At 70.2% G+C, this 19075-nt stretch carries 17 protein-coding genes; 4 read left to right on the forward strand and 13 right to left on the reverse strand.

What is annotated here, in order from left to right; genetic code table 11:
- Window positions 1-94 precede the first annotated feature (94 nt).
- The 10 genes from secG to ACFY6S_RS08195 form a co-directional block, all read right to left on the reverse strand.
- Window positions 95-325: a preprotein translocase subunit SecG gene (gene secG, locus ACFY6S_RS08150; RefSeq protein ID WP_181957609.1), complete on the reverse strand. Its 231-nt coding sequence runs from the start codon at window positions 323-325 to the stop codon at window positions 95-97.
- Window positions 326-495: 170 nt separating this feature from the next.
- Window positions 496-1290 carry a triose-phosphate isomerase gene (gene tpiA / locus ACFY6S_RS08155; protein ID WP_388820235.1) on the reverse strand — a complete coding sequence of 265 codons (795 nt, stop codon included), beginning with the start codon at window positions 1288-1290 and terminating at the stop codon, window positions 496-498.
- Between the two features lie 7 nt (window positions 1291-1297).
- Window positions 1298-2509, reverse strand: a complete 1212-nt coding sequence (locus ACFY6S_RS08160) for a phosphoglycerate kinase (RefSeq protein ID WP_388820238.1) — start codon at window positions 2507-2509, stop codon at window positions 1298-1300.
- 122 nt (window positions 2510-2631) lie between these two features.
- Window positions 2632-3636 carry a type I glyceraldehyde-3-phosphate dehydrogenase gene (gap, locus tag ACFY6S_RS08165; RefSeq protein WP_388820241.1) on the reverse strand — a complete coding sequence of 335 codons (1005 nt, stop codon included), beginning with the start codon at window positions 3634-3636 and terminating at the stop codon, window positions 2632-2634.
- A 326-nt stretch (window positions 3637-3962) separates the two neighbouring features.
- Window positions 3963-4952, reverse strand: coding sequence for a DNA-binding protein WhiA (gene whiA, locus ACFY6S_RS08170; protein ID WP_388820244.1), 990 nt, complete (start codon window positions 4950-4952; stop codon window positions 3963-3965).
- Entirely contained in the window at window positions 4943-5977 is a 1035-nt protein-coding gene (gene yvcK, locus ACFY6S_RS08175; RefSeq protein WP_388820247.1) for a uridine diphosphate-N-acetylglucosamine-binding protein YvcK, read from the reverse strand. Before yvcK ends, whiA begins: the two co-directional genes overlap by 10 nt.
- Window positions 5974-6921 carry an RNase adapter RapZ gene (gene rapZ, locus ACFY6S_RS08180; protein WP_388820250.1) on the reverse strand — a complete coding sequence of 316 codons (948 nt, stop codon included), beginning with the start codon at window positions 6919-6921 and terminating at the stop codon, window positions 5974-5976. Before rapZ ends, yvcK begins: the two co-directional genes overlap by 4 nt.
- A complete protein-coding gene (gene uvrC, locus ACFY6S_RS08185; protein ID WP_388820253.1) occupies window positions 6918-9113 on the reverse strand; it encodes an excinuclease ABC subunit UvrC in 2196 nt (731 codons plus the stop codon). The genes rapZ and uvrC overlap by 4 nt, the downstream gene beginning before the upstream one ends.
- 105 nt (window positions 9114-9218) lie before the next feature.
- Window positions 9219-9647, reverse strand: a complete 429-nt coding sequence (locus ACFY6S_RS08190; RefSeq protein WP_388820255.1) for a Rieske (2Fe-2S) protein — start codon at window positions 9645-9647, stop codon at window positions 9219-9221.
- Window positions 9648-9712: 65 nt separating this feature from the next.
- Window positions 9713-10327 (reverse strand): MarR family winged helix-turn-helix transcriptional regulator, encoded by a 615-nt coding sequence (locus ACFY6S_RS08195; protein ID WP_388820258.1) that lies wholly within the window; start codon window positions 10325-10327, stop codon window positions 9713-9715.
- Between the two features lie 197 nt (window positions 10328-10524).
- Here ACFY6S_RS08195 and ACFY6S_RS08200 point away from each other — a divergent pair, with 197 nt between their 5' ends.
- Complete coding sequence (locus ACFY6S_RS08200; RefSeq protein ID WP_388820261.1) at window positions 10525-10719, forward strand: ferredoxin; 195 nt, start codon at window positions 10525-10527, stop codon at window positions 10717-10719.
- A gap of 42 nt (window positions 10720-10761) precedes the next feature.
- Window positions 10762-11979, forward strand: a complete 1218-nt coding sequence (locus tag ACFY6S_RS08205) for a cytochrome P450 (protein ID WP_388820264.1) — start codon at window positions 10762-10764, stop codon at window positions 11977-11979.
- 122 nt (window positions 11980-12101) lie between these two features.
- Here ACFY6S_RS08205 and uvrA read toward each other — a convergent pair whose 3' ends face one another.
- Entirely contained in the window at window positions 12102-15104 is a 3003-nt protein-coding gene (gene uvrA, locus ACFY6S_RS08210; RefSeq protein ID WP_388820267.1) for an excinuclease ABC subunit UvrA, read from the reverse strand.
- A gap of 251 nt (window positions 15105-15355) precedes the next feature.
- Here uvrA and ACFY6S_RS08215 point away from each other — a divergent pair, with 251 nt between their 5' ends.
- Window positions 15356-16042 carry a maleylpyruvate isomerase family mycothiol-dependent enzyme gene (locus ACFY6S_RS08215; protein WP_388820270.1) on the forward strand — a complete coding sequence of 229 codons (687 nt, stop codon included), beginning with the start codon at window positions 15356-15358 and terminating at the stop codon, window positions 16040-16042.
- A 57-nt stretch (window positions 16043-16099) separates the two neighbouring features.
- Window positions 16100-16753, forward strand: a complete 654-nt coding sequence (locus ACFY6S_RS08220) for an MBL fold metallo-hydrolase (RefSeq protein WP_388820273.1) — start codon at window positions 16100-16102, stop codon at window positions 16751-16753.
- A 149-nt stretch (window positions 16754-16902) separates the two neighbouring features.
- Here the strand turns inward: ACFY6S_RS08220 and ACFY6S_RS08225 are convergent, their stop codons facing one another.
- Window positions 16903-17922 carry a TerC family protein gene (locus ACFY6S_RS08225; RefSeq protein WP_388820276.1) on the reverse strand — a complete coding sequence of 340 codons (1020 nt, stop codon included), beginning with the start codon at window positions 17920-17922 and terminating at the stop codon, window positions 16903-16905.
- Between the two features lie 506 nt (window positions 17923-18428).
- Window positions 18429-19043, reverse strand: coding sequence for a TerD family protein (locus ACFY6S_RS08230; protein WP_388820279.1), 615 nt, complete (start codon window positions 19041-19043; stop codon window positions 18429-18431).
- Window positions 19044-19075: the final 32 nt, after the last annotated feature.

Raw genomic sequence — 19075 nt, forward strand, 5'->3', positions numbered from 1 at the left:
CCCAACGCGCTTGCGGTAAAGGGAGTTACTCCCCTGACGCCCGGCGCGGAACCTCATGATAGGCCGCGCCCGCGGCGTCGTACCGTACCTCTGCTCAGCTGTCCAGCTTCAGCAGCAGACCCAGCACGACAATGCACGCGAACCACAGCAGACCGACAACAACGGTGATGCGGTCGAGGTTACGCTCGGCAACCGACGACCCACCCACCGACGACTGCATTCCGCCACCGAACATGTCGGAGAGGCCGCCGCCCTTCCCCTTGTGCATCAGCACCAGCAGCATCATCAGCAGGCTGAAGATGATGAGGGCGATCGAGAACCCCATAACCACGGCTGGACCAACTTCCTCGGACTGACAGGACTGACATCTGACAGGACTGAAAACGGATAACGGGGGCCGGTCCGCCCGCCCCGAACACGTGGAGTCGCGCTCCGGATACTCGGTCGGCGTTCTCGGCCCCCGCCAGGGTACGACGGATCCGTGCTACCGCATACTTACTGGTCGCGGAACCTGACGATCTTGACGAACTCGTCGGCGTCCAGCGCCGCCCCGCCGACCAGAGCGCCGTCCACGTCGGGCTGCGCCATGATCGCGGCGACATTCCCGGACTTGACCGAGCCGCCGTACTGGATACGGACGCCGTCGGCCAGCTCCCGCGAGTACAGCTCCGCGAGCCGCGCGCGGATCGCCGCACACACCTCCTGGGCGTCCTCGGGGGTGGCGACCTCGCCGGTGCCGATGGCCCACACCGGCTCGTAGGCGATCACGACGGTCGCGGCCTGCTCGGCGGGGATGTCCCGGAGGCCGCCGTCGAGCTGGGCCAGCGTGTGCGGCACCTGCTGTCCGGCCTTGCGGACCTCAAGTCCCTCGCCGACGCAGAGGATCGGGGTCAGACCGTGCCGGAAGGCGGCCTTCACCTTGGCGTTGCAGACCTCGTCCGACTCGGCGTGGTACTGCCGGCGCTCCGAGTGCCCGACGGCCACGTAGGCGCACTTGAGCTTGGCGAGCATCGGGCCGGAGATCTCGCCCGTGTACGCGCCGGAGTCGTGCGCCGAGATGTCCTGGGCGCCGTACTTGATCTTGAGCTTGTCGCCGTCGACCAGGGTCTGCACGGACCGCAGGTCGGTGAAGGGCGCCAGTACGGCGACCTCGACGGCGTCGTAGTCCTTGTCCGACAGCGCGAAGGCGAGCTTCTGGGTGTGCGCGATGGCCTCAAGGTGGTTGAGGTTCATCTTCCAGTTGCCCGCCATCAGCGGGGTGCGGCCGGTCTTTTCGGTGGGAGCGGTCATGAAGAGTTCAGTCCTCCAGTGCGGCGAGGCCGGGAAGCGTCTTGCCTTCGAGGTATTCGAGGCTCGCGCCGCCGCCGGTCGAGATATGGCCGAATGCGTTCTCGTCGAAGCCGAGGATGCGGACGGCGGCGGCGGAGTCGCCACCGCCGACCACCGAGAAGCCCGGGGAGTCGACGAGCGCCTGGGCGACGGCGCGGGTGCCCTCGGCGTAGTCGGGGTGCTCGAAGACGCCCATCGGGCCGTTCCAGAACACGGTGGCCGCGTCGGCGAGCTTCGAGGCGTAGAGCCGGCCGGTCTCCGGGCCGATGTCCAGGCCCATCCGTCCGGCCGGAATGGCGTCGGCGGCCACCGTCTCGGGGTGGGCCGGCGCCTTGGTCTTGAGGTCGGGGAATTCGGCGGCGACCAGGACGTCGACCGGGAGCACGAACTCCACACCGCGCTCCTTCGCCCGGGTCAGGTACTCCTGGACGGCCGGGATCTGGTCCTCCTGGACGAGCGAGGAGCCGATCTCGTGGCCCTGCGCCTTGAGGAAGGTGAAGACCATGCCGCCGCCGACCAGGATGCGGTCGGCCTTCTCCAGGAGGTGGTCGATGACGGCGAGCTTGTCGGAGACCTTGGCGCCGCCGAGAACGACCGCGTACGGCCGCTTCACGTCGTCGGTGAGCTTCTTGAGGACACCGACCTCGGTGGCGATCAGATAGCCGGCGGCGTGCGGCAGCCGGGCCGGCAGGTCGAAGACCGAGGCGTGCTTGCGGTGCACCGCGCCGAAGCCGTCGCCCACGTACAGATCGGCCAGCCCGGCCAGTTCGCCGGCGAAGGCGCCGCGCTCGGCGTCGTCCTTCGAGGTCTCGCCCGCGTTGAAGCGGAGGTTCTCGATGACGGCGACCTCGCCGTCGGCGAGGGCCGCGACGGTCGTACGGGCGGACTCGCCGACCGTGTCCGTCGCGAACGCCACCGGGGCGCCGAGGAGTTCGCCCAGGCGCGTGGCGGCGGGGGCGAGCGAGAAGGCGGGGTCGGGCGCGCCCTTGGGGCGGCCCAGGTGGGAGGCGACGACGACGCGCGCGCCGGCCTCGGCCAGCTTGGCGACGGTCGGCGCGACGGCCCGGATACGGCCGTCGTCGGTGATGGTGGTGCCGTCGAGCGGGACGTTGAGGTCGGCGCGGACGAATACGCGCTTGCCCTTGACCCCGTCGGTGAGAAGTTCGTCGATCGTCTTCATCAGCTGCTGGACTCCTTGAAGATGTCTGGACAGGCCGACAGGGCTCGGACGGCGCCGCTGGAACGTGTCCAGTGCGCCGCCCGAGCCCTGTCGCTCATGTCGAGGTGCCTACCGGCCCTGAATCAGAGCTGGCCGCCGACGAAGACGGTCAGGTCGACCAGACGGTTGGAGTAGCCCCACTCGTTGTCGTACCAGCCGATGATCTTCACGCTCTTGCCCTGGACCATGGTCAGGGAGGAGTCGAAGGTGCAGGAGGCCGGCCAGTTGACGATGTCCGAGGAGACGATCGGGTCCTCGGTGTAGTCCAGGTAGCCCTTCAGCTCGCCCTGGGAAGCCTTCTGGAAGGCGGCGTTGACCTCTTCCTTGGTCACCACGCGCTCCGTCTCGACGACCAGGTCGGTGACGGATCCGGTCGGGACCGGGACACGCATCGCCATGCCGTTGAGCTTGCCGGCCAGCTCCGGGATGACCAGGCCGAGGGCCTTGGCCGCACCGGTGCTCGCCGGAATGATGTTCTCGGCGGCGGCGCGGGCGCGACGCAGGTCCTTGTGCGGGAAGTCCTGGAGACGCTGGTCGCTGGTGTAGGCGTGGACCGTGGTCATCAGGCCCGAGACGATGCCGAAGTTCTCCAGGAGAACCTTGGCCATCGGCGCCACACAGTTGGTGGTGCAGGAGGCGTTGGAGATGATGTGGTGGTTCGCCGGCTCGTACTTGTCCTCGTTGACGCCGAGCACGATGGTGATGTCCTCGTCCGAGGCCGGAGCCGAGATGAGGACCTTCTTGGCGCCACCGGCGATGTGCTTCGCGGCGTCGGCCTTCTTGGTGAAGATGCCGGTCGACTCGATGACGATGTCGACGCCCAGCTCACCCCAGGGGATGTCGGCCGGGTCGCGCTCGGAGAGCACCTTGATGGTGTGACCGTCGACCGTGATGGTGTCGGCGGTGTGGGACACCTCGGCCTTGAGGCGGCCCAGGATGGTGTCGTACTTCAGCAGATGCGCCGTGGTCGCAGTGTCACCCAGGTCGTTGACAGCCACGATCTCGATGTCTGCACCCTGCTCCAGCAGCGCGCGGAAGTAGTTACGACCGATGCGGCCAAAGCCGTTGATGCCTACGCGGATCGTCACGAACCGATCTCCTCGTTGGTACGCCGGTTTTCGACGCCGGCGAGTTGTATGGGATGTCCCCGACCGCTTATGACCCTACCTCTCCACGGGCCGCGCGGTGACATCGAGTGGCCCCCGCGGCCGGCGCCCGCCCGCACCCGCCATTACCGGCGAGTACGGACAGACCCGGCGCCGCTGCGCACCGTGTCCGGACGGAGGCCCGCACGGCTGCGCGCGGACCCGTACGGGCGGCCCGGCCGGACCGGGTACGGGCACGGCGGTCCGGACCGCGCCCACCGGATCGCGTCCGTCCACCGTGACCGTGTGGCGGCCCGGCCGCTGCGGCGTCAGCCGACGAGACCGTCGGCCAGCTCCTCGGTGAGGTTGGACTCCGTGCCGGGAATCCCCAGGTCCTGGGCCCGCTTGTCGGCCATGGCCAGCAGCCGCCGGATACGTCCGGCGACCGCGTCCTTGGTCAGCGGCGGGTCGGCCAGCGCCCCCAGCTCCTCCAGGGACGCCTGCTTGTGCTCCATCCGCAGCCGGCCGGCGGCGGCCAGATGCTCGGGCACCTCCTCGCCCAGGATCTCCAGCGCGCGCTGCACCCGGGCGCCGGCGGCGACCGCCGCACGCGCGGACCGGCGCAGATTCGCGTCGTCGAAATTGGCCAGCCGGTTGGCCGTGGCGCGGACCTCGCGGCGCATCCGCCGCTCCTCCCAGGCCAGCACCGATTCGTGCGCCCCGAGCCGGGTCAGCAGTGCGCCGATCGCGTCCCCGTCCCGTACGACCACGCGGTCCACCCCGCGCACCTCGCGGGCCTTGGCGGCGATCTGGAGTCTGCGGGCCGCGCCGACCAGGGCGAGGGCCGCCTCGGGCCCCGGGCAGGTCACCTCCAGCGAGGAGGAGCGGCCCGGCTCGGTGAGCGAGCCGTGGGCCAGGAACGCGCCGCGCCAGGCGGCCTCCGCGTCACAGGTGGCGCCGGAGACGACCTGTGGGGGAAGCCCGCGGATCGGGCGCCCCCTGCCGTCCACCAGGCCGGTCTGCCGGGCCAGCTGATCACCGCCGGTGATCACCCGTACGACGTAACGGCTGCCGCGGCGCAGCCCGCCGGGGGCCATCACCACCAGCTCCGAGTTGTGCCCGAAGATCTCCAGGATGTCCTTGCGCAGCCGGCGCGCGGCGATGCTGGTGTCCAGCTCCGCTTCGATCACGATGCGGCCGCTCACCAGGTGCAGCCCGCCCGCGAACCGAAGGATCGCCGAAACCTCCGCCTTCCTGCAGCACGTCCGGGTGACGGGGAGGCGGGCGATCTCGTCCTTCACCGCTGGCGTCATCGCCATGGGCCGATCCTTCCATGCATCCGAAAAATACGGTCGTACGCGGCTGCCAACAGTTCGGGATCATGGACCGGCGAACTGTCGGGCGCTGCCACCGGCGCCAGCTCGACCGCGGCACCGAACCGTTTCGCGGCATCGGAGAGAGATTCGCAGTCAGGCACGGCGGCCTCGTCGGCCAGCACCACGTCCAAGGCGAGTTTAGGGGCGTGTCGCCCCAAAACCTCCAAATGACGCTGCGGTGAGAAGCCATCGGTTTCACCGGGTTGCGGAGCGAGGTTCAGCGAGAGGACGCGGCGTGCCTTGGTCTCGACGAGCGCGTCGAGCAGCTCGGGCACCAGCAGATGGGGGATGACCGAGGAGAACCAGGAGCCGGGGCCGAGCACCACCCAGTCGGCGTCCATGACGGCGGCGACGGCCTCGGGAACGGCCGGCGGATCCTGCGGCACGAGGTGGACGGACTGCACCTCGCCGCGGGTGAGCGCGACGGTCGCCTGGCCGCGTACGGTGTCGATCCGGTCGGGGCGGGCCGGATCGTGCCCCCGGACGAGCGCCTGGAGCTCCAGCGGCACGGCGGACATGGGCAGCACCCGGCCGTGCGCGCCGAGGAGCTTGCCGACCAGGTCGAGGGCCTGGACATGATCGCCGAGCTGCTCCCAGAGGGCGACGATCAGCAGATTGCCGACCGCGTGCTCGTGCAGGTCGCCCTGGGACTGGAAGCGGTGCTGGATCACCCGCGCCCAGGTCTGGCCCCAGTCGTCGTCGCCACAGAGCGCGGCGAGGGCTTTGCGCAGGTCGCCCGGCGGCAGGACGCCCAGCTCCTCCCGGAGCCGGCCGCTGGAGCCGCCGTCGTCAGCGACGGTGACGACGGCGGTGAGATCGCCGGTGATCCGGCGGAGCGCGGCGAGGGAGGCCGACAGGCCCATTCCCCCGCCGAGCGCGACGACCTTCGGCTGGGCGCCGCGCCCCCGCCCCGAGAGCGCGGGGACGCCCCGGCGCAGTCGGCGCATACGGAAGGTCCGTCCGGTCACTCGCGCCCCAGGTCCCGGTGGACGACCACGGTCTCGACGCCCTCCGAGGCGAGGCGCGCGCCGATCTTCTCGGACATCGCGACGGAGCGGTGCTTGCCGCCGGTGCAGCCGACGGCGACGGTCACATAGCGCTTGCCCTCGCGGCGGTAGCCGGTGGCGATCAGCTGGAGCAGCTCGGTGTAGCGGTCGAGGAACTCCTTGGCGCCGGGCTGGTTGAAGACATAGGTGGCCACCTCCTCGTTGAGCCCGGTGAAGGGGCGCAGCTCGGGGACCCAGTGCGGGTTGGGCAGGAAGCGGCAGTCCACCACCAGGTCGGCGTCGACCGGCAGCCCGTACTTGTAGCCGAAGGACATGACGGTGGCCCGCAGTTCCGGCTTCTCGTCGCCGGCGAACTGGGCGTCCATCTTGCTGCGCAGCTCGTGGACGTTGAGGTCGGAGGTGTCGATCACCAGGTCGGCGTCGCCGCGCAGCTCACGCAGCAGATCGCGCTCGGCCTCGATGCCGTCGACGATCCGGCCGTCGCCCTGGAGGGGGTGCGGGCGGCGGACGGATTCGAAGCGCCGCACCAGCGCCTCGTCGGAGGACTCCAGGAAGACGATCCGCCGGGTGACCTCCTTGGCGTCGAGGTCGGCGAGGGATTCGCGGAGGTTGTCGAAGAAGCGCCGCCCCCGGACGTCCACCACGACCGCGATCCGTGCCACGTTCCCCTGCGAGCGGGCCCCCAGCTCCACCATGGTGGGGATGAGAGCGGGCGGCAGGTTGTCCACGACGAACCAGCCGAGGTCCTCCAGGCACTTGGCGGCGGTGCTGCGGCCCGCGCCCGACATGCCGGAGATGATCACCAGCTCGGGGATGGCCGCCTCGACGGCCTCGCCGTTCTCCTTCGTGGTGCCCGTACTGCCCGTACTCACGTGCCCAGCTCCGTCCCGGTCGTGCTTCGTCATGCGTGCTGCCCCCCGTTGTCTTCGATGATCTCTCCTGTAGCCGTGTTCACCGCGGGTGCCGCCGGGGCCGCGGCGGCGAAGGCCACGGCGATCGACTCGGCCGTCTTGCGGCCGACGCCGGGCACCTCGCAGATCTGGTCGATTGTCGCCTGCCGCAGCCGCTTCACCGAGCCGAAATGCTTGATGAGGGCCTGCTTGCGGGCCTCGCCCAGCCCGGCCACATCATCCAGCGGGCTGGTCCTGACGCGTTTGGCCCGCTTGGCGCGCTGATAGGTGATGGCGAAGCGGTGCGCCTCGTCGCGCACCCGCTGGAGCAGATAGAGCCCCTCGCTGGAGCGGGGCAGCACGACCGGGTCGCTCTCCCCCGGCACCCAGACCTCTTCGAGGCGCTTGGCGAGGCCGCAGACCGCGATGTCGTCGATGCCCAGCTCGTCGAGGGCCCGCTGGGCGGCGGCGACCTGGGGCTGACCGCCGTCGACCACCAGGAGCTGGGGCGGGTAGGCGAACCGCCTGGGCCGGCCGTCGTCCTCGGTGAGCGGCTCGGGGCCGGGCTCCGGCTCGGCCGCCGGGGCCTGCTCCCCGGTGGTCCGGGGCTGTTCCTCGGATGTCCGGGGCTGTTCCTCGGATGTCCGCGCCTGCTCCCCGGCGGCCCGGGGCTGCTCCTTTTCCGCGGCCCGGAAAGGCGCGGGCACATGGCCCTGATCCGGGCTGTCCTGCCGAAGCTCGGCAGGGGGCTTCGGCCCGGCGGGGCTCTCCGGCTCCTCGGACCACTCGCCCGTGCGCTCCTTCTCCTGGAGGTAGCGCCGGAAGCGACGGGTGATCACCTCGTGCATCGACCGTACGTCGTCCTGGCCCTCGAACGTCTTGATCTGGAAGCGGCGGTACTCGCTCTTGCGGGCCAGGCCGTCCTCGAAGACGACCATGGACGCCACGACGTCGTCGCCCTGGAGGTGCGAGATGTCGAAGCACTCGATGCGCAGCGGCACGCTGTCCAGGTCGAGCGCCCGGGAGATCTCCTCCAGGGCGCGCGAGCGGGTGGTGAGGTCGCTGGCGCGTTTGGTCTTGTGCAGGACGAGGGACTGCTGCGCGTTGCGCGCGACCGTCGCCATCAGGTCCTTCTTGTCGCCGCGCTGCGGGATGCGCAGCGAGACCTGGGCTCCCCTGCGCTGGCTCAGCCACTGGGTGAGGGCCTCGGTCTCGTCGGTGTCCCGGGGCAGCGCGGGGACGAGCACCTCCTTGGGCACGGCGTCGCCGCGCTCCTCCCCGTACAGCTGCTGGAGCGCGTGTTCCACCAGGCCCGCCGTCTCGACGGCCTCGACCTTGTCGGTGACCCAGCCGCGCTGGCCCCGGACCCGGCCGCCGCGGACATGGAAGATCTGGACGGCGGCTTCCAGCTCGTCCTCGGCGACCGCGATCAGGTCGGCGTCGGTGGCGTCGGCCAGCACGACGGCGTTCTTCTCCATCGCGCGGCGCAGCGCGGCTATGTCGTCGCGCAGCCGGGCCGCCTTCTCGTACTCCATCTCCTCGGCCGCCTCGGTCATCCGCCTCTCCAGGCGACGGAGGTACGCCCCGGTGCGGCCGGCCATGAAGTCGCAGAACTCCTCGGCGAGTTCGCGGTGCTCCTCGGGGGTGACCCGGCCGACGCAGGGTGCCGAGCACTTGTCGATGTAGCCGAGGAGGCAGGGGCGGCCGGTCCGCGCCGCGTTCTTGAACACCCCGGCGGAGCACGTCCGTACGGGAAAGACGCGGAGCATCAGGTCGACGGTCTCGCGGATGGCCCAGGCGTGTCCGTACGGTCCGAAGTAGCGCACGCCCTTCTTCTTGGCGCCGCGCATCACCTGGACCCGCGGAAACTCCTCGTTGAGCGTGACGGCGAGGGACGGATAGCTCTTGTCGTCGCGGTACTTGACGTTGAAGCGGGGGTCGTACTCCTTGATCCAGGAGTACTCCAGCTGGAGCGCCTCGACCTCGGTGGAGACGACGGTCCACTCGACGGAGGCGGCGGTGGTGACCATGGAGCGGGTGCGCGGGTGCAGGCCCGACAGGTCCTGGAAGTAGCTGGCGAGCCGCTGGCGCAGGCTTTTCGCCTTCCCGACGTAGATCACCCTGCGGTGGTCGTCGCGGAATTTGTAGACCCCCGGCGAGTCGGGGATCTGTCCCGGCTTGGGGCGGTAGCTGGAGGGGTCGGCCATACACCCCACCCTACTGTCGGGCACCGACAGCGGGGCGGTACGGGGGAACGGCTCACGACGTTTCGGAGCCCGCCCGCCGCCCCCGCCCCTCCGCGTCGCCCGACATCAGCTCCGTGGACCCGCGACGAGCTTCCCGCCCGCCGCCGTCACCGGCACTTCGGGCAGCGGCGCGGTCGCCGGACCGTGCAGCACCTCGCCGGTGGTGACATCGAACTTGCTGCCGTGGCACGGGCAGTCCCCCACGGTGCCCTCCAGCTTCCCCAGGAGGCAGCCCGCGTGGGTGCACTGCGCGCTGAACGCCTTGTACTGGCCCTTCGCCGGGCAGCTGACCACGACCCGCTGCTCCTTGTAGAGCTTGGCGCCGCCGACCGGCACCTCGGACGCGTCGCCGAGATCGACCGGGGCGGTGGGCGTGGGGGGCTCCGCGTGGCCGAGCTTCGAATCGGTGGAGCAGGCGGCCGCTCCCAGTCCAGCCACTCCCGCGAGGGCGGCGCCCTTCAGCACGGTACGGCGGGGGGCTGACGGGCCGGCCATGGTGTCTCCACTGGTCAGGGGGTCGGTGACATACCTGACGATACCGGCGCCCTTCCGGCGGCAGATCAGGGGCCGCCCTCCGTGGCGATCCCGTGTCCGGGAGCCGGAAAGGGACGGGGAGGGGACTCGGGGTCGGGAGGGGACGCCGGGTCGGAGGGGAAAGCCTGGTCAGGAGGGTCAGCGGGAGGCGCCGCGTCCCCTGTATCGGTGCCGCTGCCGCCCGTACGGCGGTGGCTGGAGATCCGGCTCAGCACTTCGACGGCGTGATCGATGCGGTCGGCGGCCACCCCGTCGAGGCTCTCGGCCAGCGACGTCTGGAAGGCGCGGTCGACGCGCGTCAGGGTGTCCGCCCCGAGGGCGGTGGGCGTGATCCGCTGCGCCCTGCGGTCCGCCTGTTCCCGTACGCGTTCGACCAGGCCCTGGCGTTCGAGTTCGCGCACCTGCCGGGTGACATGGGGGGTACGGACGCCCAGCCGCTCCGCGATCCGGCCGATCCGCATCGGCTTCTCCTCCTTCACCAGCACGCGCAGCAGAGCGAGCCCGGCACGGTCGACGGGCATTCCGGCCATGGCGACGATCCGCTCGTGGGTGCGGGGGCGGGTGAGGTCGTAGGCGAGCGCGGACAGCAGCGCCTGCAACTCGGCGATGCCGCGTCCCGTCCGGTCGGATGAACCGTGCACCCGCCCCATCATGCCGGAGACCGTCCGCGCCATGGAGCCGCTCGGCGCGGAACCGCGGGCTCCGGGGCCGGACAGCGGCACGGAGTTGGCCGAAGACGTACTTGCCCCATACACACACCGAAGAGACGCTACTTAAGGTAACTAACTTCAGCCCCGCACCGGCCTACCGGTATCCGCGGAGAAGTGGAGAAAGCACCATGCGTATCGCGATCGACCAGGACAAGTGCTGCGCCGCCGGTCAGTGCGTACTCGCGGCCGACGACCTCTTCGACCAGCGGGACGAGGACGGCGTCGTCGTGCTGCTCGACCCCACGCCGCCCGCCGACGCCCTCGACCGGGCGCGGGAGGCGGCGACCCTGTGTCCGGCCGCGGCCATCGAGGTAAGCGCCTGACCCGCACGACCAGCCATCCCCATCTGCCTGGAGGAAGCGTTCATGCCCGAGACGGCCGTACCCACCTTTCCGCTGAGCCGCGCGTCCGGCTGCCCCTTCGACCCCCCACCGCAGTACGCGGCGCTCCGCAAGGAAGCGCCGGTCTCCCCGATCCGGCTGTGGAACGGGCAGGTGGCCTGGCTGCTGACCCGCTACGCGGACCAGCGCGCCGTACTCGCCGATCCGCGGTTCAGCGCCGACGCCACCCGGCCGGGCCACCCGGCCCAGAGCGCGGGCGTGGAGGCCAGCCGCAACCCCGGCCGGTTTCCGTTCATCGTCCGGGACGACCCCGAGCACAACCAGCAACGGCGCATGTTCACCGCCTACTTCACGGTCAAGCGGGTCGCCGCCATGAAGCCCCGCATCCAGCAGATCATCGATCAGCTCCTGGACACCATGGAGGCGGCCGGTCCGCCGGCCGACCTGGTGAGCGCGTTCGCCCTGCCGATGCCCTCGCTCGTCATCAGTGAACTGCTCGGTGTCCCGCACCGGGACCGCGCCCTCTTCCAGCGCACCTCACGGGCCCTGGTCACCCTCGACAGCACGCCGGAACAGGCCAGGACGGCGGCCAGGGAACTCGCCGAATATCTGGACGAGCTGATCACCGTCAAGGAACGCGAGCCCGCCGATGATCTGCTCAGCGGTCTGGTCGCGGAACGGGTGCACACCGGCGAACTGGGCCGGGCGCATCTGGTCGAGAACGCGATCCTGCTGCTGGGCGCGGGCCACGAGACCACCGCGAACATGACGGCCCTGGGCACCCTCGCCCTGCTCCACCACCCCGAGCAGCTGGCCGTCGTCCGCGACTCCGAGGACCCCGCCCGCGTCGCCAACGCCGTGGAGGAGCTGCTGCGTTACCTCACCATCACCCACAGCGGACGGCGCCGGGTGGCCACCGAGGACGTGGAGGTCGCGGGAACGGTCATCCGCGCGGGCGAGGGCGTGGTCCTCGCCAACGACGCCGGGAACCGGGACGAGACCGTCTTCCCCGACCCCGACCGTCTCGACATCGACCGGCCCGGGGTGCGGCGTCACATCGCCTTCGGCCACGGCAGCCACCAGTGCCTCGGCCAGAATCTGGCCCGCGCCGAGCTGCAACTCGCCTATCCGGCGCTGCTGCGGCGCTTCCCCGGTCTGCGCACCGCCGTCCCCGACAGCGAACTCCGCTTCAAGGAGGACATGCTGGTGTACGGCGTCCACGAGCTGCCCGTCGCCTGGTAGCCGGCCGGGCCGGCGCCGCCGACCGCCGGCCCCGCCCCACCGGCCGCCCGGCCCCCGTCCCGCGTTTCGGCTGCGGGACGGGGGCCGGGCGGCCGGCACCGGGCCGCGCCCGGCGGCCGGGCTCAGGAGCGGCGCGAGCCGGTGGCGGACTTCTTGGCCGACGGCTTCTTGGCGGCGGTCGCCGTCTTCGCCGCTGCCGTCTTCTTGACCGCCGTCGCCTTCTTGGCCGCCGTCTTCCGCGCCGGAGCCTTCTTCGCGGGGACCGACGCGTCGCTGATCCGCTCGGCGTCGAGGATGTCGCGCAGGAACTTGCCGGTGTGGCTGGCCGGCACCCCGGCCACCTGCTCCGGGGTTCCCTCGGCGACGACCAGTCCGCCTCCGTTGCCGCCCTCGGGACCCATGTCGATCACCCAGTCCGCCGTCTTGATGACGTCGAGGTTGTGCTCGATGACGATCACCGAGTTGCCCTTGTCGACCAGCCCCGACAGCACGGTGATCAGCTTGCTGATGTCCTCGAAGTGCAGACCCGTCGTCGGCTCGTCCAGGACGTAGACCGTACGGCCCGTGGAACGCTTCTGCAGCTCGCTCGACAGCTTCACACGCTGCGCCTCGCCGCCCGAGAGGGTCGGCGCGGACTGGCCGAGCCGGACATAGCCGAGGCCGACCTCGTTGAGCGTCCGGAGATGGCGCGAAATGGTGGGAACGGCCTCGAAGAAGTCCAGCGCCTCCTCGATCGGCATGTCCAGCACCTCGGCGATCGACTTGCCCTTGTAGTGGACCTCCAGCGTCTCCCGGTTGTAGCGCGCCCCGTGGCAGACCTCGCAGGGGACGTAGACGTCCGGCAGGAAGTTCATCTCGATCTTGATGGTGCCGTCGCCCGAGCAGTTCTCGCAGCGACCGCCCTTGACGTTGAAGGAGAAACGCCCGGGGAGGTAGCCGCGGACCTTCGCCTCCATCGTCTCCGCGAAGAGCTTGCGGACATGGTCGAAGACACCGGTGTACGTCGCCGGGTTGGACCGGGGCGTCCGGCCGATGGGCGACTGGTCGACATGGACGACCTTGTCGACCATGTCGTCGCCGTCGACCCGGGTGTGCCGGCCGGGCACCGACTTCGCACCGTTCAGCTCGCGTGCCAGATGCGTGTAGAGGATGTCGTTGACCAGCGTCGACTTGCCGGAACCCGAGACTCCCGTGATCGCGGTGAACACCCCGAGCGGGAAGGAGACGTCGATGTCCCGGAGGTTGTGCTCCCGGGCTCCGTGCACCGTGAGCCGGCGGGCCGGGTCGACGGGACGGCGGATGTCGGGGGTCGGGATGGACCGCTTCCCGGAGAGGTACCGGCCGGTCAGCGACTCCTTGTTGGCCAGCAGGCCCTTCAAGGGGCCGGAGTGCACGACCTTGCCGCCGTGCTCACCCGCGCCGGGGCCGATGTCGACCACCCAGTCGGCCACCTTGATGGTGTCCTCGTCGTGCTCCACGACGATCAGGGTGTTGCCCATGTCCCGCAGCCGGACCAGGGTCTCGATGAGCCGGTGGTTGTCCCGCTGGTGCAGGCCGATGGACGGCTCGTCCAGGACGTACAGCACCCCGACGAGACCCGAACCGATCTGGGTGGCGAGCCGGATGCGCTGTGCCTCGCCGCCGGAGAGAGTGCCGGCCGCGCGGTTGAGCGAGAGGTAGTCGAGACCGACGTCGACCAGGAACCTCAGCCGCTCGTTGACCTCCTTGAGCACCCGCTCGGCGATCTTCTTGTCGCGCGCGTTCAGCCTGAGCCGGCCGAGGAAGTCGGCGCAGTCGCTGATGGACAGCGCGGAGACCTCGGCGATGGACTTGTCCATCACCGTGACCGCGAGGACGATCGGCTTGAGCCGGGTGCCCTCACAGGTCGGGCAGGGCACCTCGCGCATGTAGCCCTCGAAGCGCTCCCTGCTGGTGTCGCTCTCGGCCTCGGTGTGACGCCTCTTGACGAAGGAGACGGCGCCCTCGAAGGCGGGGGTGGTGTAGGCGCGCTCGCGCCCGTACCTGTTGCGGTAGCGGACCTCGACCTGCGTCTTGTGCCCGTACAGCAGCGCCTTCTTGGCGCGCTGGGGCAGCCCGGCCCACGGGATGTCCGTACGGAAGCCGAGGGCCTTGGCGAGGCCGCCGATCATCCGGCCGAAGTACTCCTTGGTGTGGCCGTGGGACCAGGGGTGGATCGCGCCCTCATCGAGGGACTTGTCCTCGTCCGGGACGATCAGCTCCGGGTCGACCTCCATGCGCGTACCGATGCCGGTGCAGTCGGGGCAGGCGCCGAAGGGCGAGTTGAAGGAGAAGGAGCGGGGCTCCAGCTCCTCGAAGGAGAGGTCGTCGTACGGGCAGTACAGATGCTCGGAGTACATCCGCTCGCGCTCGGGGTCGTCCTCGGGGAGGTCGACGAAGTCGAGCACGACCATGCCGCCGGAGAGCCCGAGGGCGGTCTCGACGGAGTCGGTGAGCCGGCGCTTCGCGCTGTCCTTCACCGTGAGGCGGTCGACGACCACCTCGATGGTGTGCTTCTCCTGCTTCTTCAGCGTGGGGGGCTCGGTCAGCTGGACGGTCTGCCCGTCGACCCTGGCCCGGCTGTACCCCTTGGTCTGGAGGTCGGAGAAGAGATCGACGAACTCGCCCTTGCGCTCGCGCACCAGCGGCGAGAGGACCTGGAAGCGGCTGCCCTCGGGCAGCTCCAGGACCCGGTCCACGATGGCCTGCGGCGACTGGCGGGAGATCGGCCGGGAGCACTGGGGGCAGTGCGGCTTGCCGATCCGGGCGAAGAGCAGCCGGAGGTAGTCGTAGACCTCGGTGATCGTGCCGACCGTCGAGCGCGGATTGCGCGAGGTGGACTTCTGGTCGATGGAGACGGCCGGGGAGAGCCCTTCGATGAAGTCGACGTCCGGCTTGTCCATCTGGCCGAGGAACTGCCGGGCGTACGAGGAGAGCGACTCCACGTACCGGCGCTGCCCCTCGGCGAAGATCGTGTCGAACGCGAGGGAGGACTTGCCCGACCCGGAGAGCCCGGTGAAGACGATGAGTGAGTCACGCGGGAGGTCGAGCGAGACGTTCTTGAGATTGTGCTCGCGCGCGCCACGGACGATGAGACGGTCGGCCACGCCGGTCCGCACCTTTCTGGAGAAAACGGGGCAGAGCCCCCGCCCGGACCGTCGGGTCCGGGCCTCGGGGGCCGCCGGAACGAGTGAATCGCCAAGCGGTGGATCGCCGGGCTTCGGGGCCGGCCTCGGGAGCGCCGGTGGAACTGCCTACATGCCAGGATGCCTCTTCCGAGCTTATAGCACGTGCATTCGATTTACGGCGGCCCTTCGTCGTCTTCACCCGATCGAGTGGCAGCGCTATCGTCGGCGGCATGATCGATCACGCGCGGGACCTGGAATCCCTACGGGAAGCGACCGACCGACTCCTCGGCGCGGCCGCCGCACTGGACAACGCCGCTGTCGCCGAGCCGTCACGGCTGCCGGGCTGGAGCCGCGGTCACGTACTGGCGCACATCGCCCGAAACGCGGACGCGCTGCTGAACGTTCTCGAGGGCCGGCCCATGTACACGGACGCCGCGACCCGCGACGCCGACATCGAGCGGGGCGCTCCCCGGTCCCTCGCGGTCCAGCTCGCCGATGTACGTAACACCGCGGACCGCTTCCGGCATTCCGCGGACCGTCCCGCCGACTGGAGCCGGGTGGTCACGCTGCGCAACGGCGTGACGGATATGGCCGCCAGGGTGCCGTTCCGCCGCTGGGTGGAGATCGAGCTGCACCACGTCGACCTGGGGATCGGCCGCGATCTGGAGGATCTCTCCGAGGAGTTCACCGGACGCGAGATCGAGTTCCTGGCGGAGCGCTTCTCGGGCAACCCCGAGGTGCCGTCGCTGACGCTGACGGCACCGGACGGCCGGACCTGGCGCACCGGCCGCCGGGACGGGGCCGCGCTCGCGGTGACCGGCCCCGCGCCCGACCTGCTGGGGTGGCTGGCGGGCCGCCGCGACGGGGCAGCGCTGGACCACTCGGGCGGGCCGCTGCCCGCGCTTCCGCCGCTCTAGGTGTTCTGCCCACGGGTGCGGCTGGTGTGATCACGGGCCGGCTATAGGCTGCGCGGCATGACATACAGCGGAGCGGTGAAGGTCGGCGGACCGGCGGACGTGCATGAACTGCCCGCCCTGATGATCTCCAAGGTCGCCGTCGGGCCGATGGGGAACAACGCCTATCTGCTGCGCTGCCGGGCCACCGGCGAGCAGCTGCTGATCGACGCGGCCAACGACGCGCCGACCTTGCTGACCCTGATCGGCGCCGACGGCATCGCGTCCGTCGTCACCACCCACCGTCATGGCGACCACTGGCAGGCGCTGGCGGAGGTCGTGGCGGCGACGGGCGCCACCACATACGCGGGCCGGTACGACGCCGAGGGCATCCCCGTACCCACCGACGTGCCGGTCGACGACGGGGACACCGTCAGGGTCGGGGAGATCGAGCTCAGGGCGCTGCACCTGGTGGGCCACACGCCCGGCTCCATCGCGCTGGTCTACGACGACCCGCACGGCCACGCGCATGTCTTCACGGGTGACTGCCTCTTCCCCGGCGGACCGGGGAAGACCGCGGGGCCCGCCGAGTTCACCAGCCTGCTGGACGGGCTCGAAGCGAAGATCTTCGACGTCCTGCCGGACGAGGCGTGGATCTACCCGGGCCACGGCGACGACTCCACCCTCGGCGCCGAGCGCCCGCACCTGGCCGAGTGGCGGGCGCGGGGCTGGTAGCCGGAGGCTTCGCCGGTCGCGGGGCCGGGCGGGCGGCGGCAACGGACGGAAGGACCGGGTCCGCCCTCTGCCGGGCGTGGGCTCTGCCGGAGGGGCACGCGGGGCGAGTGGCGGCTCTGACACCCGCCCCGCGCTTCTGACCGCGTGGGTCAGACCTGGATGCTGTCCTTGCCGGACTCGCCGCCCCGGCCCGGGTCGTCGCCGTCCGCCTCGGCCGCCTCGCGCTCCGCCTGCTTCTTGGAGGCGATGAGGCTGGTGATCGTGGTGACGACCAGCACACCGCAGATGACCGCGAGCGAGACCGGAATGGAGATCTCGGGGACGTGGACCCCGGCCTCGTGCAGTGCGTGCAGCACCAGCTTCACACCGATGAAGCCGAGGATCACCGACAGGCCGTAGCTGAGGTGCACCAGCTTCTTGAGCAGGCCGCCGATCAGGAAGTAGAGCTGACGCAGCCCCATCAGGGCGAACGCGTTGGCGGTGAAGACGATGTACGGGTCCTGCGTCAGGCCGAAGATCGCGGGGATGGAGTCCAGCGCGAAGAGGACATCGGTGGTCCCGATCGCGAGCATGACCACCATCAGCGGCGTCAGGACCCGCTTGCCGTTGGCCCGGATGAACAGCTTGGTGCCGTGGTAGCGGTCGGCGACGCCGAAGCGCTTCTCGATGGACTTCAGGAGGCGGTTCTCCTCGAACTCCTCTTCCTCCTCGTCGGAGCGCGCCTCCTGGATGAGCTTCCAGGCGGTGTACATCAGGAACGCGCCGAAGATGAAGAAGACCCACGAGAAGCTGGCGATGATGGCGGCGCCCGCGGCGATGAACACGGCGCGCAGGATCAGGGCTATCAGCACACCGATCAGCAGCACGCGCTGCTGGAGATGGGTCGGCACCGAGAACTTCGCCATGATCAGGACGAAGACGAAGAGGTTGTCGACGCTGAGTGACTTCTCGGTGATGAAGCCCGCGAAGAACTCTCCGGACGCCTGCGCCGTACCGAACAGCATCAGGCCGAGGCCGAACAGCGCGGCGAGGGCGATCCAGACGACCGTCCAGATGCCGGCTTCCTTCATCGACACGTCATGGGGCTTGCGCCCGATGAAGAAGTCGACGGCGATCAGGGCGGACAGACCAAGAATGGTCAGCACCCACAGGTTCAAAGAGACGTCCACTGTTCCTCCGGCTTGGTACGGCAACTGATCAGCGTTGTCCGCTGCCGGAGGTCTCCTCCACCCGGGCGGCTCAGCCGCGTCCCGGGCCGACGCCCCGGGACCGATGGCGGTCCGTATTGACGGGTACGTCGCGATGGTGGGAGTACTCCCCTCCGCTGCGAAGAAGACTACAGCAAAACCCAAGAAAAGGTAAAGAGGAAGGTAAAGAAGCCCCAAGTATGCAGGTCAGGACGATGGTGCGCTACATTTTTGCGCCACTTGGCGCAAAAGTCCGCCGCCGGAGCCGGTGGACCGTTTTCGTGTCACGGGAGGCCGCGCGGGCCGGTGGCCCGGGCGGCCCGGCCGGCGACCCCGGGTCGGGGGCCGCCGGTCCAGACCTCGTCGGCCGAGTCACCCACGGCCACCCCTCGCCACCGGCAACCGCGACACGTACTGCGCGGGCGGCATGGAGGGATACACGGCCTTTCCCGGCCACCCGTCGGGCAGCCCGCTCGCGGCAGCGCGGGCTAGAGCTGCGGCAGGATCGCCGGCATCAGGTCCTGGAACGTACGGCCGTTCGCCGGGCTGCCCAGGGCCGTCATCCGCCACCCGGCGTCGGAGCGGTGGACCTTCGCCATGATCTGCGCGGTGTATCGGCCACCGCCGTCCAGGGTGTACCGGGCCAGCTCCTGGCCGTTCGTCTCGTCGACGATGCGGCAGAACGCGTTCTGGACCTCCTGGAACGTCTGGCCGGTGAACGAGTTCACCGTGAAGACGATCTGGTCGATATGGGCCGGAACCCGCTCCAGGTCGACCAGGATCGCCTCGTCGTCACCGCCCTGTCCCGCCCCGCCGACCAGATTGTCCCCGGTGTGCTTCACCGAGCCGTCGTCGCTGACGAGGTGGCGGAAGAAGACGACGTCGACCGGCCGCTTGTCGGCGAACAGCACCGCCGAGGCGTCGAGGTCGATCTCGCGCGTACGGGAGCCGAAGAGTCCCCGGCGCGGCGCGGCCTGCCAGCCGAGCCCCATCCGCACGGCGGTCAGGGTGCCGCCGCCCTTCTTCTCCAGGCTGATGCCCTGCCCCTTGGCCAGATTGACGCCAGGGCCGCCGGGCGCGCTGCCCTTGGATACGTCCACCACGCGCTGTCCCCCTTCTCGAATGGCTCCCCGCC

Source organism: Streptomyces sp. NPDC012835 (assembly GCF_042900885.1).
Lineage (GTDB): Bacteria > Actinomycetota > Actinomycetes > Streptomycetales > Streptomycetaceae > Streptomyces.